15 protein-coding genes are annotated in these 13,988 nt (G+C 71.4%); 9 read left to right on the top strand and 6 right to left on the bottom strand.

The annotated features are described in order from the left end of the window. Positions 1 to 39: 39 nt before the first annotated feature. Both WBG79_RS04400 and WBG79_RS04395 read right to left on the bottom strand, forming a co-directional pair. On the bottom strand, positions 40 to 1,920 hold the full coding sequence (locus WBG79_RS04400; RefSeq protein WP_337355889.1) for a sensor histidine kinase: 1,881 nt from the start codon (positions 1,918 to 1,920) through the stop codon (positions 40 to 42). Positions 1,921 to 2,095: 175 nt separating this feature from the next. Next, the gene (locus WBG79_RS04395) at positions 2,096 to 2,896 is read right to left on the bottom strand and encodes a response regulator (RefSeq protein ID WP_337355888.1); all 801 of its coding nucleotides are present in this window, start codon (positions 2,894 to 2,896) and stop codon (positions 2,096 to 2,098) included. Positions 2,897 to 3,066: 170 nt separating this feature from the next. On the opposite strand from WBG79_RS04395, the gene WBG79_RS04390 reads away from it, so the two are divergent. Beyond that, positions 3,067 to 3,309, top strand: coding sequence for a NepR family anti-sigma factor (locus WBG79_RS04390; RefSeq protein WP_337355887.1), 243 nt, complete (start codon positions 3,067 to 3,069; stop codon positions 3,307 to 3,309). Further along, a complete protein-coding gene (locus WBG79_RS04385; protein WP_443147404.1) occupies positions 3,306 to 3,908 on the top strand; it encodes a sigma-70 family RNA polymerase sigma factor in 603 nt (200 codons plus the stop codon). The genes WBG79_RS04390 and WBG79_RS04385 overlap by 4 nt, the downstream gene beginning before the upstream one ends. 7 nt (positions 3,909 to 3,915) lie before the next feature. Here the strand turns inward: WBG79_RS04385 and WBG79_RS04380 are convergent, their stop codons facing one another. Next, positions 3,916 to 4,335, bottom strand: a complete 420-nt coding sequence (locus WBG79_RS04380; RefSeq protein WP_337355886.1) for a response regulator — start codon at positions 4,333 to 4,335, stop codon at positions 3,916 to 3,918. A 131-nt stretch (positions 4,336 to 4,466) separates the two neighbouring features. Between WBG79_RS04380 and WBG79_RS04375 the strand changes: the two genes are divergently transcribed. The 3 genes from WBG79_RS04375 to WBG79_RS04365 all read left to right on the top strand — a co-directional run bounded on the left by WBG79_RS04375 (position 4,467) and on the right by WBG79_RS04365 (position 6,225). After that, positions 4,467 to 5,219, top strand: coding sequence for a Crp/Fnr family transcriptional regulator (locus tag WBG79_RS04375; protein WP_337355885.1), 753 nt, complete (start codon positions 4,467 to 4,469; stop codon positions 5,217 to 5,219). Between the two features lie 224 nt (positions 5,220 to 5,443). Further along, complete coding sequence (locus WBG79_RS04370; protein WP_337355884.1) at positions 5,444 to 5,821, top strand: glycine zipper domain-containing protein; 378 nt, start codon at positions 5,444 to 5,446, stop codon at positions 5,819 to 5,821. Beyond that, positions 5,821 to 6,225, top strand: a complete 405-nt coding sequence (locus tag WBG79_RS04365) for a hypothetical protein (protein ID WP_337355883.1) — start codon at positions 5,821 to 5,823, stop codon at positions 6,223 to 6,225. Before WBG79_RS04370 ends, WBG79_RS04365 begins: the two co-directional genes overlap by 1 nt. 91 nt (positions 6,226 to 6,316) lie before the next feature. Here the strand turns inward: WBG79_RS04365 and WBG79_RS04360 are convergent, their stop codons facing one another. Then, a complete protein-coding gene (locus WBG79_RS04360) occupies positions 6,317 to 7,102 on the bottom strand; it encodes a response regulator (RefSeq protein WP_337355882.1) in 786 nt (261 codons plus the stop codon). A 140-nt stretch (positions 7,103 to 7,242) separates the two neighbouring features. Between WBG79_RS04360 and WBG79_RS04355 the strand changes: the two genes are divergently transcribed. The 4 genes from WBG79_RS04355 to WBG79_RS04340 all read left to right on the top strand — a co-directional run bounded on the left by WBG79_RS04355 (position 7,243) and on the right by WBG79_RS04340 (position 9,198). Then, complete coding sequence (locus tag WBG79_RS04355) at positions 7,243 to 7,416, top strand: NepR family anti-sigma factor (RefSeq protein WP_337355881.1); 174 nt, start codon at positions 7,243 to 7,245, stop codon at positions 7,414 to 7,416. 44 nt (positions 7,417 to 7,460) lie between these two features. Next, positions 7,461 to 7,727, top strand: a complete 267-nt coding sequence (locus tag WBG79_RS04350; protein ID WP_337355880.1) for a NepR family anti-sigma factor — start codon at positions 7,461 to 7,463, stop codon at positions 7,725 to 7,727. 104 nt (positions 7,728 to 7,831) lie between these two features. Beyond that, positions 7,832 to 8,173 (top strand): hypothetical protein, encoded by a 342-nt coding sequence (locus WBG79_RS04345; RefSeq protein WP_337355879.1) that lies wholly within the window; start codon positions 7,832 to 7,834, stop codon positions 8,171 to 8,173. A 122-nt stretch (positions 8,174 to 8,295) separates the two neighbouring features. Next, entirely contained in the window at positions 8,296 to 9,198 is a 903-nt protein-coding gene (locus tag WBG79_RS04340; RefSeq protein ID WP_337355878.1) for a transglutaminase family protein, read from the top strand. 15 nt (positions 9,199 to 9,213) lie between these two features. Here the strand turns inward: WBG79_RS04340 and WBG79_RS04335 are convergent, their stop codons facing one another. Together WBG79_RS04335 and WBG79_RS04330 are read right to left on the bottom strand one after the other, a co-directional pair. Further along, positions 9,214 to 12,747, bottom strand: a complete 3,534-nt coding sequence (locus WBG79_RS04335; protein WP_337355877.1) for an ATP-binding protein — start codon at positions 12,745 to 12,747, stop codon at positions 9,214 to 9,216. 3 nt (positions 12,748 to 12,750) lie between these two features. Then, on the bottom strand, positions 12,751 to 13,986 hold the full coding sequence (locus WBG79_RS04330; RefSeq protein WP_337355876.1) for a metallophosphoesterase family protein: 1,236 nt from the start codon (positions 13,984 to 13,986) through the stop codon (positions 12,751 to 12,753). Between the last annotated feature and the right edge of the window lie 2 nt (positions 13,987 to 13,988).

Here is a 13,988-nt window from a genome sequence, read left to right as displayed (position 1 = left end):
AGGGGGGAAGAACGGACGCTTAATGGTAACCGGTAGGGTTTACGAGACGGCCGGCGTGGTCGCCCTGTCCGGGCGCGGCGTGACCTCGGCGAGGTATTCGGTCGGGAAACGCAGCGTCCAGCGGATCCCCTGCGGGTCGAAGACGAGTTCCGAGGTGCCGTCGATGGCGCGGGGCACGAGCCGCTCGATCATCAGGCGGCCGAAGCCCTTGCGCTTCGGCTCGGCGACCGGGGGGCCGCCGCGCTCCTGCCAGGTGATCTCGAAGGTGGGTGCAGCGCCGCTGTCGGCCGGCTCGGGCTCGTGCAGGCCCCAGCGCACGGCGATGCGCCCGTCGGGGGTGGACAGGGCGCCGTACTTGGCCGCGTTGGTGGCCAGTTCGTGGAGCGCGAGCGCGACGTTCTGGGCCGCCTCCGGCTTCAGCATGACGCGCTCGCCCCGGTCGTCGAGGCGATCGTCGGCCTTCTCGATGACGTGGCCGAGCTGGCTCGCGATCAGCTCGTCGAGCGATGCGCCACGCCAGGACTCGTCGACGAGGATGTCGTGGGCGCGGGCCAGCGCCTGCAGCCGGGCGCCGAAGCGGTCCACGAAGGTCGGCAGGTCCTCGACGGTCTGCGCCGTCTGGCGGGCGATGCCCTGGACGACGGCGAGCAGGTTCTTGGAGCGGTGGGTCAGCTCGCGCATGACCACCTTCATCTGCTGCTGGTGTTCCTTCTGGTCGGTGATGTCGATCGCCACGGACATCAGGCCGACGATGCGGTGGCGCTCGGCGAGGGGCTCGATGCGCATGTCGAACCAGCGGACCGCGTCCCCGACCCTCAGGGCGAACTCGAGCCGGTCGGGCGCCCCGGTCTCCATGACGCGGCGCTTGGCGGGCACGAGGGCCCGGGCGGCGGGCTCCGGCAGCGAGGCTTCGTCATCGCGGCCGAGGAAGTCCTCGGCGCTGATCCCGGGGGGCGGGTTGTGGATCCAGGTGTAGCGGAGGTCGCGGTCCTGGCGGAACATGGAGATGTTGGAGCCGCCCAGAGCCGTGTCAAAGCGCGCGTTCGCCTCGGCGAGCGCCTGGGTCACGTGCTCGAGCATGTCGGCGCGGCGGCGCTCGTCCGTGACGTCGATCACCACGGAATGCACTCCCTCGACCGCCTGGCCGGCAACGGTGTGCGGCGACACGTGGACGCGCAGCCAGATGCGGCCGCGTGCGGGGTCGAAGGCCTCGATTTCCGTGGATGCGGGCTGGCCCGTGTTCATCACGCCGAACTTGACGGCGTTCAGTTGCGCGGCGGCATCGTCGGGCAGGATGTCGGCGTCGGAGCGGCCGAGGAGGTCCTCGGCGTTGCGCCCGAGCGGGGGGTTGTGGACCCACCGGTAGCGAAGGTCCCGGTCCTGGGTCGCCACGGTGATCCGGGAGCCGGCCAGCGCGGCCTCGAAGCGATCCTTCGCCTCCACGAGCTCCCGCGTCCGTGCCTCCACGTGGCGTTCCAGTTCGGCGTTGCTCTCGCGGAGCTCGAGCACGAGGCGCCGGTCGCGGTCGGCCTCCTGGGCGAGCCTGCGGCCATCAGAGGCGTCCTTGTCCCTGCGGCGCATGAGCCCCGACGCAAACCTCACCGCGGCGAAAGCGGCCAGGAGCCCGAAAGCCAGGCGGGCGAGTCCGAGCACGCCGTAGGCGGGCTGCCAGAACACGACGATCGCGACGGCCTGGGCGAGGACACCGAGGCCGGCGGCGAACAGGACGAGACGGCGAAGGGACGAAGACTCGAGTCCGCCCAGGCGGCGCGCGGCCAACACGGCAACGGTCACCAGGGCGGCCGCAAGGGCGAGTTCACCGAGGATCATCAGGGCGATCGGTTCGCTGCGCCAGGCCAGCGCCACCCCGAGCGGAGACATGGCCGTCGATCCGAACAGGACGTCGATGGCTGCCTGCAACGCGATCACCTCTGGTAGGCCGAACGGGGCCGGCGCCGGCGCGATGGGCCGAAGTTCGGCAGCCGGACGGGGTCCCGTCTTGCGCCCCCATGCGGGCGACGACGAGGTAGCCGACCGGCGCGGCGCGCCTCGGACCCGACCCTACAACACCTCAGGGCCGAGCCGGTTCCGCCGGTCAGACCGGCAAGGTCGCGCCGGAACGGGGACGGGTGTCGAAGAAGAGAGCCTGGCTGATGACGGCCCGCACCATGTCGCCCCGGAACGGCTTGGTGATGAGAAAGGCGGGCTCCGGCCGGCGGCCGGTCAGCAGGTACTCGGGAAAGGCCGTGATGAAGATGACCGGCATCTCGGCGATCCGGAGGATCTCGTTGACCGCATCGAGGCCGGAGCTGCCGTCCGCTAGGCGGATGTCGGCGAGGATCAACCCGGGATGCTCGGACCGGACGAGGCTCAGCGCCTCTGCGTGCGTGCGCGCGTTCCCGATCACCGTGTGGCCAAGCGATTCCACGAGGCTCTCGAGTTCCATGGCGATGATGGGCTCGTCCTCGATCACCAGCACGCGGGTGGCGACCTGGGCGCCGATCTCGCGGCCGGCCTCCACGAGCAGCTCGGCCAGGGCGGCCGGGCTCTGCCCGAGGATCTCGGCCGCATCCTCCTCGTCGAAGCCCTCAACGGCGGTCAGCAGGAAGGCCTGGCGCGGCAGCGGGGTCATGGCGCGGAGCCGGTGGTCGGCGAGCGAGCCGGCCGCCTCGGCCCGCGAGACCACCTGGCCGGGCGCCGCGTTCCACAGCCGCACGAAAGCCCGGTAGACGGCGACGCGGGGCTCCAGGTCGCGGTCTATGAGCCCCGGCTCGACCGCCAGGCGCTCCAGCAGCCGCGTGACCGCCAGGTCGCCGAGGTCCTGGCTGCCGGTGAGCGCGCGGGCGAACCGTCTCAGGAACGGCACTTGAGGGCCCACCAGGGCGGCCATGGACATGTCGTTCCCTCCAGTTCGACACATTCATATATAATGCCGGTCAGGTCAGTACCAGCGATCCAGCGGTGATCGCGGCGAGGACGGGAACCGAACGGGACCCGGCGCGTTGACACCCGCATGGTCGGGCGCCCGGCGGGTGAACTCGAAGCGGGGATATCGACGCGAGCATCATGAAAGACACACAAAGACGACAAAAGGGGCAGGCCGCCGCCCTCGAGGCGAACCTGCAGGCGCACCTCGGACGCCAACTCCGCAAGATCTACGACGAGACCTTGTCCGAGCCGATTCCCGACCGGTTCAAGGCTCTCATCGACGCGCTCGACGACGGGAACCTGGACCCGCCCCCGGGCGTGTTCGACACCCCGCGGGCCCATGGCACGAGTGCGCGCGGCCTCGAAAGGAACGCGCGATGACGGCCCCCATGAAGGCCGCCGAGGCGCGGCCGCTGCCCGGCAAGAGCCAGAAGGACGCGCTGATCGCCGAGATCCCGTCGCTGCGCGCCTTCGCGATCTCGCTCTGCGGCGATGCGGACCGGGCCGACGATCTCGTGCAGGAGACGCTCGTGAAGGCCTGGGCCGCGTTCCATTCCTTCACGGAGGGAACGAGCCTCAGGGGCTGGCTCTTCACCATCCTTCGCAACGCCTTCTTCTCCCAGTACCGCAAGCGCAAGCGCGAGGTCCAGGACGTCGACGGCATGGCCGCGGCGCGTCTGGTGTCCCAGCCGGAGCAGCCCTGGCGCATGGATTTCGACGACTTCCGCACCGCCCTCGAAAAGCTTCCTCCGGACCAGCGCGAGGCGCTGGTGCTGGTGGGCGCGTCCGGCTTCTCGTACGAAGAGGCGGCGGAGATCTGCGGTTGTGCGGTCGGCACCATCAAGAGCCGCGTCAACCGCGCGCGCAACCGCCTCCTCGAACTGCTCGCCGTCAACTCGGCCGAGGAATTCGGGCCGGAGCGGCAGTCGCAGGCGGTCGGCGCCGAGAACGGGACGCGCACGCCCTGGACTACCATCTGAGCCCGGATCAGGCCTGGTCCGGCGTCCCGGCCCTACGCTCCTCGCGGCGGCGCTCCAGCACCGCGCGGATCGTGGCGGCCAGGAAGTCGTCCCGGAACGGCTTCGACAGGATCGGAATGCCCCGAGCCGCCACGTCCCCCAGATCGTCGGGATGCGCACCGGTGACGATCACCACGGACGTGCCCACCTCGAGCAGCCGCGGAACGAGATCCGCGGCCGTGCCCGTCCGAAGACGCCAGTCGATCACCGCCAGGTCGGGGACCTCCTCGTCGAGCAGGACGGACGCCGGGCTGCGCCCCACGCGAACGCGCCGTGCTCCCAGTTCCAGCAGGATCTCCTCGATCCCGGCGGCTATGATGGCCTCGTCCTCGACGACCAGGGCGGTCCAGGCGCCTTCGGGGCCGGACGGGGTCTGTGGCGGCGGCACGGTGGGTCGCGTCCTCCGGGGTCGGGCAATGGGGGATCGAGGCCGTCCGCAGCGCGGCGGGCCTCGGCCGTCCTCTTTGCTCCTTCGGACCCGGGCGCGCATTAAAGTTTGACATAGCGGAGCCGAATTCCATGTCGGCGGTCGTTCCGCCCTCTCGCCAGATCCCCTGCTTCGAGTGCCCCCTCCGGCGCCTGCCCGTCTTCTCGAACGGCAGCCCGGAGGAGATTGCGTTCATCCAGTCCTTCAAGATCGGCGAGCTCAACGCCAACGCGGGCGCGACCATCTATCAGGAGGGCGCCAATTCCCCGCACCTGTTCACGATCCTGGACGGCTGGGCCTTCCGCTACAAGACGCTGCCCGACGGCCGCCGGCAGATCCTGAACTACGCCCTCCAGGGCGATTTCATCGGCCTGCAGAACACGCTGGCGAAGTCGATGGAGCACGGCGTCGAGGCGCTGACTTCTCTCCGGCTCTGCGTCTTTTCCCGCGCCCGCCTGTTCGAGCTCTTCGCCTCGCAGCCGACGCTCGGGCTCGACATCGCATGGCTGGCGGCCCGCGAGGAGCGCTTCCTGGACAGCCATCTGCTGGCGGTCGGCCGGCGGACCGCGACCGAGCGGATCGCCTATCTGCTCTGGCACCTGGCGGTCCGCGCCCGCGAAGCCGGCTTCGACACCTCGGCGGGGGTCGAGCTGCCGATGCGCCAGCAGCATCTCGCCGACACGCTCGGCATGTCGCTCGTCAGCTTTAACAAGACGCTCCAGCGGCTCCGCACCTCGGGCTGCATCACGCTGGTCGGGCGCACGCTGCGCATCGAGGACGAGCGGGTCCTGCTCAGGATCGCCAAGGTCGACCCGACCCGGCCGGAGCGCCGGCCGCTGATCTGACGGCCCCGGCGCCCGGCGCGGCGACTCTCCTTGAGGAACCAAACCTTCACCGGAGCGTTGGGAACCACGAAGAAGGGCAATCCCGCCCGCAGACTTCGAGGTGACGACATGCGTTGGCTCATCATGCTGCTTCTCGGGGTTCCGATCCCACTCCTCATCCTCATGTACTTCATGGGCTGGTGATCCGGCCCCACGAACATTCCATCGAGCGGAGGAAAGACGACATGGCCGGTTCAACCCTGAACGAAGCTGCCGCCGGGGCGTCGGAGACGCCGCAGCGGGGCGCTGGGGCCGCCCGCGGGGCGCAGCCGGCGGGAGGTGGCTCGCTCGCCGAGCGGGCGGGCGAGACCGTCGAGAAACTGGCGCGCGGCGTGGCACAAGCGGCTGGCGACCAGGCGGAGGCGGCGATCGAGGCCGCGCGCGAGGCCAAGGCCTCGGCGGTCGAGAGCCTCGAGGATTTCACCGTCACGGCGCGCGAGCGGATCGACGAGGCGGCCCAGAGCCTCTCGGAGACCGTGGCGCGCAACCCGCTCCGGTCGATCGCGATCGCGGCCGGTGTCGGGCTCCTGGTGGGCCTGCTGACCCGTCCGGAGCGCGACTGATGGGTCCGATCGGCCGCGCGCTCGGTCTCGACGACATTCACGCGCTCCGGCATGTCCGGGGCGCGGTCCTGTTCGGCGGGGCCGCGCTCGGGCTCGGGATGGTGGCCGTCGTTTTTGCGGCGCTCGCCCTTCACGCAGCCCTGGAGCCGAGCCTCGGGCCGATCGGCTCCGCGGCGGCGGTCGCAGGCTTGGCGGCGCTCACCGGCATCCTGGCCGGGGTCGCGGCGACGCGCCACGCCCGCAAGGCGCAGCGGCGGTTCGTCCACGCGGTCCGAACGAGCGCGCTGGCAACGGCGGCGCCGGTGGCGGCCGCCCTGTTCACCGGCAAGCTCGGAAAGGTCGGGCTGATCGGCACGGCGGTCGCGCTCGCGGCCGGTTTCTTCGCGGCCAGACGCCCCCGCTGAGGCCGTATCCGGCCCCGACCGGGGACTTCTCCACATTGTCGCGGCAGTGTTCCAGCCGGGCGGCCTTGCCGCCCGGCTTTCGCGCGCCCTGTCAGGCGGCCACCTTGCGGCTGGCGCGCTCCCGGAAGAACAGCGCCTGGCTGATGATCACCTTCAGGTTCTGGGGCCGGAACGGCTTGGTGACCAGGTAGGTCGGCTCGGGCTTGGCGCCGGTGAGCAGCCGCTCGGGATAGGCCGTCACGAAGATGACCGGGACTTCGATCTCGCCCAGGATCTCGTTGACCGCGTCGAGACCCGAGCTGCCGTCGGCGAGCTGGATGTCGGCGAGGACGAGGCCGGGGCGGCGCTTCTCGACGATCTCGACCGCCTCCCGGCGGGTCCGGGCGACATCGATGACCGTATGGCCGAGTTCGGTGACCAGCGCCTCGAGGTCCATGGCGATGATCGGCTCGTCCTCGATGATCAGGATGTCGGTCGCGACCTGGTCGGCGATCTCGCGGCCGGCCTCCTCGATCATGCGGCCGAAGGTCTGCTGGTCGACCCCCATGATCTCCGCGGCGTCTTCGGGCGAGAAGCCCTCCAGGGTGATGAGCAGGAAGGCCTGGCGGGACCGCGGCGTCAGGGCGGCTAGGGTCGCGACATGATCCTCGGAGACGTCCGTTCCGGCGTTCGTCTGCACGGACCCCCAGATCCGGAGGAAGAGGTTGTAGACCGCGACGCGGTCGTCGAGATCGTTGCGCAGGAGGGTGGGGTCCTCGACCAGGCATTCCAGCATCGCCAGCACGAAGGCGTCGCCGCTCTGCTGCGAGCCGCTCAAGGCGCGCGCGAAACGCCTGAGATACGGAAGGTGCGCCCCGATCCGGTCTTTTATGTTCATCTTTGAAAGCCTCCAGTTCCCGTGCGCGCACGGAAATCGGACAACGCACGGAAACGCGAACGGTTCCCTCGGCGCGGAACTTTCCCCTTTGACGCGCGTTCTTCAGACCGGAGTGGTGGGTCCGCCGGGGCGAGTGGAGTATGCGCAAGGAACATAGCCGCGGCGATGCGGGCGGGGCGGTGCCGCTGGCCGAGGAGGCGCGGGCGCGGCTCGGGCAGCGCCTGCGGACACTGTACGGGCCCGTGACGGAGGAGCCGTTGCCGGAGGGGTTCGAGGACCTGCTGGCGCGTCTCGCCGACAAGAAGGACCCGTAGCCCCTGCGAAGAGATCTCTGTCCGGGGGCGGCCGGACAATGCTAGTGTTCCAGGAAAGACAGACGGTCGGCCTCATCATGACGGACAAGAAGGATCCGCGCCCGAGCCTTCCCGAGATTGCGCGGGATGCCATCGGGCGCAGGCTTCGCGAAAGCCTCGACCGCATCGTGGCCGAGCCGATTCCCGATCGGTTCCTGCGGCTGCTCGACGACCTCGAGCAGAGCCAGACGCCGTCCGGAGCGGTCGAGGGCGAGCCCTCGGCGGCCCGCGAGCGGCGCGAATCGGAGGATGCCGAGGGCGCCGGGGCCTGAGCCCGCCGCCACGGAACGGCCCCGAAAACTCCGCGAATTCGGCAGGGAACCTTGCGAGTCGCCTGACGTTGACCCGGCAGCCACGAGATTTCGAGGAGGCCAGGATGATCGAGCAAGGGATCAAGGCGGCGCTGGTTCTGACCGCGCTCGCGGCCGGCAGTGCCGGGGCGCTCGTCGCCAGCGAGACGGCGGGCGGCGCGAAGCCGGCGCAGGCGATCTCCACGTCGGTCCACAAGGCCGACCGGCTGGACAGCCAGACCGTCATCGCCGCCTATGCCCGCGACCGCATCGGCACCGCCTTCGCGATCGCCGAATCCGGCAACCGCGGCGCGACCCCGGCGGTCGCGCGGGGCGTCGAGGACTGCCTGCCCGCGTGCAGCTCCGTCGTCTACAAGTCCGAGACGCCCGGCACGCCGAGCCGCATCGTCCCCGGCGCCGCGCGCTGACCGGAGAAGCGGCCCGGAGTACGGGCCGTTCCGAGCCTGAACAAGCCCGTCCGGCGTGCGCCCGGGCGGGCTCTCTCGTCCGAGGTCCGCCGGCGCGGGCCGTCGCCCCGAGGCCGACCGCGATGATCTTCACCATCCGCCACCGCACCGCCTACCGCTACGCCGAGTTGGTGACGCTCGGGCCGCACCGGCTGATGATCCGGCCGCGCGACAGCTTCGACATGCAGCTGCGCCGGGCGGAGCTGGTCTCGACGCCGCCGGCGAGCCTGCGCTGGATGCACGACCCGCTCGGCAACGCCATCGCGATCGCCACCTTCGGGGCACCGACCAATCTCCTGGAGATCACCAGCACGCTGGAGATCGAACGCTTCGACTCGACCCAGCCGGCCTTCGCTCCCCCGGCCGCCACCGCCTTCCCGATCGTCTACGGGGCCGCCGAGGTGCCCGAGCTGACCCCCTTCGTCACGCCGGCCACGGACGACCCGAGCCTGGTCCTCAAGGCCTTCATGCAGGAGCCGATGGCGGCGGCCGGCCAGAGCGGGCTCGACTTCCTGGCCGGGCTCAACGAGAAGGTCCACGGCCACGTCTCCTACGCGCGCCGCGACGAGGAGGGGACGCAGGCCCCGGTCGACACGGTCGAACGGGGCACGGGGTCGTGCCGGGACATGGCCTGGCTGTTCGTGGAATGCGCCCGGCGGGCGGGCTTCGCGGCCCGGTTCGTGTCGGGATACCTCTACGACCAGGCCACGGACGCCGCGCTCGGGGGGCTGGTCGGCGGCGGGGCGACACATGCCTGGGCCGAGATCTACGTGCCCGAGACGGGCTGGGTGGAGTACGACCCGACGAACCTGCTGGTCGCCGGCCACGCGCTCCTGCGGGTGGCGGTGGCGCGCACGCCGGAGCTGGCCTCGCCGATCTCCGGCACCTTCACGGGCTCGACCGGCGCCTTCCTGGGGATCGAGGTGTCGGTGGAGATCTCCTCGCGCGAGGCGGAGGCGCGGGAAGCGGAGGCGGTGGCGGCCTGACCCGGCCGTTGTCGCTCAGCCGAGTTCGATCACGTCGACGGCGGGGCCCAGCCGCTCCGCCGCGATCGCGGCGACGTGGCGGTGGTGGGTGAAGAGGATGGGCTGGACTTCGGTCCCGATCTCAGCGAGGACCTCCAGGCCCTGCGCAACCCGATCCTCGTCGAACGTGGCGAAGAGGTCGTCGGCCAGGAATGGGGCCGGCTCCGCGTTCGCAGCAAAGTCCTCCAGGTAGGCGAGCCTCAGGGCAAGGTAGAGCTGGTCCAGCGTTCCCTCACTCATCGGGCTGCGGTCGTTGTGTCCAAACGGAGCTCCGCGAAGTTCGGATCCGCGCCCCCTCCCGGTCAGGACGGCTGTGCCGTCGGCGGTGCGTATGCCGGCTAGGCGCGGGGCATCGTTCTCGTCGTAGTCGACTCGCAAGCCCGAGAAGGCGCCGCCGGTGATGATCCGGAACAGCGATCCCGCGCGGTTCAGGATCGGGTTCTGTCGCTCGGCACGCTGGCGTTCCATGGCCGTGGCGATCATCAGCGAGGCGGCGCGCAGCACCGCCCAGTCGCGCGCGGCGGCGCGGGCCTCGGCCTCCGCCGCGAGGCGCTGCTGCTGCGCGAGATCCGCGCCGATCCCGTTCCATTGCTTCGAGCGCTCGGCCTTCGCGGTCTCGAAGTCGGCGTACAGCCGGTTCACCTCGTCCTCCAGGCCGTCGGCTTTCTGCTTCAGCCGGAAGGAGGTCTCGGCCGTCTCGGCCGGGTCGAAGCTGGCGAGCGCCGCTCGGATCTCGACTTCCTCGCCAGCGGGGGCCAGCCTCCCGAGTTCGATCCGGCGTTCCTCGAGCCGAACCGCGAGGCGCTCGTCCTCGGCCAAACGGACGGACAGCGGTCCAAGCTCATCGGGTGTGACACCGGTCGCCAGAGCGGCGGACGCGAGGGCCGCTTCGGCCTTCTCACGGGCTTCGACGGCGTCATCCCGTGCCCGCTCGGCCTGGCGTCGCCGCTTTTCGATCTCGTCGCGCCGGGCCGAGGCCGCCCTCGCCTCCGCCAGTCTCCCGCGCAGCAGATCCGAAACCGCCGTAGCCGGGTGGTCCGCGAGGCCGGGGGCGAGAGCGTCGGCGAGGGCCTGCGCCGCCAATTCGAAGGCTGCGATCTCGTTTCGTATCTCGCCACTCCGCTCACGCGCCTTGTCACGCGCCACGAGCCTTTCCGGCACGGCCCGCCAGAGGTCGACAACCGTCGAGGCGGCGGCGAACCCGGCCGCCGGGTCGGCGCCGATAGCCGCCGCGGCGGCATCGAAGGCCGGACGCCATGCGGAGACCGCGTCCGCGGCCGCCGCCCTTTCGCTCTCCGCCGTCGCGATCCGCTCGCGCAGTTCGGCGACCCGGGCGCGCCATTCGCCGGCCTCCTGCTTCGCTCTCTGCATTTCGGCCAAGCGCTCGTCCAGGCGTGCGACGACGAGGTCGAGCCGGCCCGTGTCGGCCAGTCCGACGGCGGCGGCGGCGGCGAGCGCGCGAAGGTCCGGCTCGGCCGCCGCGACATTGGCGTCCAGCTCGACCCATGAGGCCTCGTCGGACAGGAGTTCGTCGCGCCGGCGGAGAAGGTCGGTGACGCGCTGGGTCCACAGGACCATCTCGTCCGGCCGCGAGGGTGCCACGCCCGTGCCCGCCCAGACGGCTGCCCAGGCCTCATGGGTCTCGATCCACCGTCCCGCATGGTCCGCGCGAAGGCCGAGGGCCCGCTCACGCCGCGCATCCGCGTCGGCGCGCATCGCCCTCTTCTGGGCGAACGCGGCGGCCCGGGCGGCATCGCCCGCCAGCGCGTCGGCGAGACGGTCGGCCTCGGCAACCTGCCGCTCGTGGTCCGCGATCGCGCCCGCCAGTGCGTCCGCGGCGGGGCGGGCGGCGGCCCCGAACAGGATCGCACGGAGACCCGACCAGCTCGCCTCCCGCGCCGCGCGCGCCGCGTCCACGTCGGCCCGCGTCGCCACCGGCCCGGCGGCGCCCAGGCCGTGGATTTCGCGGTCGAGCCGAGCCAAGTCCGCTTCGGCCTCCTCCAGCGCCTTCGCAATCGCGTTGCCCTCCTCGCGCAGGGTCGCGATCTCCGCCGCGAAGCGCCGCTGAGTCTCTTCCGGGGGAAGAGGCGCCGCCGCAACGGCGTCGAGGCTCGGCAACGGGGGCGAGAGCCGGGCGGCCTGCCCGTCCAGGCGGGACTTCTCCTCCGCGATCCGCCGCGCGAGCTTGTCCCGCTCCACCAGCGACTGCACGGCCGGCTGAAGCGTCGCACGCCGCGCCAGGAGAGGCGCGGGGTCCGGCTGCTCCTCGGCGCCCGCCGACCGCTTCTCCCGCGCGGCGAGCACGTTGCGTTCGGCCGCGATCGCCCCGGCGAGCCCGCGCTCCCTTTCGGTCAGCTCGCGACCGGCCGCCACCGCGTCCTCGAGCCGGACGATGGCGCCGTCCGACGGGCGGCGGGATTCGATGTCGGCTATATCGGCGAGGCCGAGCCGTGCGGCGAGGTCGGCAAGCGCCCGGACGATTGCGGCGAGCTCGGCTTCGGCGCCCGGCAACTGCGACTTCGCGCGTTCGTAGGAGCCGGACCGCGCCACCAGGGCGTCGATCGCCCCCGAGGCCGCGAGCACGGTGTCATCGACCTGGAGCGCCGTCAGGTCGCGCTCGGCGGCCGAAACCCGGTCCGCAGCGTCCTGCTCCTGCATGCGGGCCGTGTCGGCCCTGGCCAGCAACTGCTCGATCCGTGCGGCGGTGCCTCGCTCCACCGGCGGGAGAGAGCCGAGCGCCGCGCGGGCCGAGGCCAGGCGATCGATCTCCTCGACGACCGGCGCGAGCCGCGCGAGGTGATCGAGCCGGTCGGCCTCGCGCCGGCACCGGTCGCGTTCGATGCGGGCCTCCCGATACTCGGCCTCCCGTTTCGCGACCGTGTCGTTGATCGTCTTCCAGCGGGTCGGCAGCAGATCGGCCGCGGCCTTGTCCTTCTTGGCCTGATCCCAGCGGTTGATGATCTCGTTGAGCTTCCGTTGCCGCCCCTGCGGCGCGAAGATCGCGCCGGCCTCGCCGTCGAGCGCCTTGCGAAGGCGGACCAGATGCCGCAGGCCCGAGCCGGCGGCCAGCAGCTGCGCCCCGATGTCGCCGTCCGCCTCCTCCATCGCGCGTCCGCCGGCGCGAAGCGCGTCGGTCGAGAGCCCGAAGGCGTGGCAGAAGACCTCCCGCGAGAGCCCACCCAGGAACGGCAGGAGCGTGCGGTCGCCGAGCGGCGACTCGTCGGCCCCGATCAGCGTGTCCTTCCGGCCCTTCCGACGCCGAAAGGCGAGGCGCTGTCCGTCTCTCGCCACGATCTCGGCGCCGATCCTGAGCGTCTCCTGCGGATGACGGAAATCGTAGGCGGTCTTGTGCTCGAAGCCGAAGAGGAGATCCGTCACGGCGGCGAGCGCGCAGCTCTTGCCCGCCTCGTTCCGGCCGTACACCACGTGGCAGCGCGCGCCCGGATCGAACGTCAGGGTGCGATCCGTGAAAGGACCGTAGCGGAGGAGATCGAGGCGCAGGATGCGCAAGGGTCAGCCCTCTTGCTCGCTGCGCCCGAGCACCAGGGCCCGAGCCTCGGAGAGGATCGCATCGATGTCCCCGGCGATCGGCTCGTCCCGGTCGATCTCGCCGAGCCGCGCCGCCATGGGCCGGAGTTCCGCCTCCAACTGGGCGCGCAGGTCCGGGTCGGCCTCGACACCGGCCAGCAGGGCAGCGAGATCGAGCGCCTCCAGGGGGCCGTCACGGCAAACCGGCTCGTCGTCCGTCGTCGCCAGCACGACCTTCTCGATCCACAGGTCGGGATGGGAGCGCAGGCCCGCAGCCTGGATCTCGACCCTGAGGCTCTCCCGGTCGGATGCGAAGCCGCGGTGCAGCCTCGTCGCGCCGGTCAGGCGCACACGCACGGCGATCATGGTTTCGGGTGCCGTCGCGGCCGCGCGTGCGAGGTCGCGCTCGATGAGCCGGACCGCCTCGTGATAGTCGCCCTGCCCCGCGAGGTCCACCGCGATGTCGGACCACACCGCCGAGGCCACGTGGAAGGGCCGGACCGCCGCCACCGCCCCGTCCACCACATCGACCATCACGGCGCCCTTCGGCCCGCATTCGCGCACGCTGCGGCCCTGGAGGTTGCCGGGAAAGACCACGTGCGGCCGAGTGGCGACGATCTCGAACTCGTGCAGATGCCCGAGCGCCCAGTAGTCGTAGCGGGCGGCTGACAGGTCGGCGAGACTGCAAGGGGCGTAGGGGGCGTGAACGGCGCTCTGGCGGTCCAGGGCCGTGTGCAGGAGGCCGATGTTGAACCAGCCGGACACGGCGGCCGGATAGCCGCGCGCGAGGTTGTCGGTGACCGCGCGGTCGGCGAAGCTCTGGCCGTGCAGGGCGACCCGGAGGCCGTCGAGCCGCACGGTTTCCGGCGTGTCGCTGCCGAACACGCGCACCCCAGCGGGCAGCGTGATCGCCTTGGTGACGACGCTGTCGGCGTCGTGGTTGCCCTTGACCAGGAAGACCGGGATCCCGGCCCGGTCGAGGCGGGCGACCTGGGCGTTGAAGAAAAGACCGATCGAGGTGTCCTTCCACTCGCCGTCGTAGACGTCGCCGGCGATCACCACGAAGGCGACGCGCTCTTCGAGGGCGCGGTCGACCAGGGCCGTGAAGGCCTGGCGTCCGGCGAGGGCGACGCGCCGGGCCACGTCCGGGTCCTTCAGCGCCAGCCCAGTCAGGGGGCTGCCGAGATGGAGGTCGGCGGCATGCAGGAAGGTGAAATTCATGC

Source organism: Prosthecomicrobium sp. N25 (assembly GCF_037203705.1).
In the GTDB taxonomy this organism is placed as follows: domain Bacteria; phylum Pseudomonadota; class Alphaproteobacteria; order Rhizobiales; family Ancalomicrobiaceae; genus Prosthecodimorpha.
Note: the sequence above shows the minus strand (reverse complement) of the source record. Positions and strands in the feature narration are given on the sequence as shown.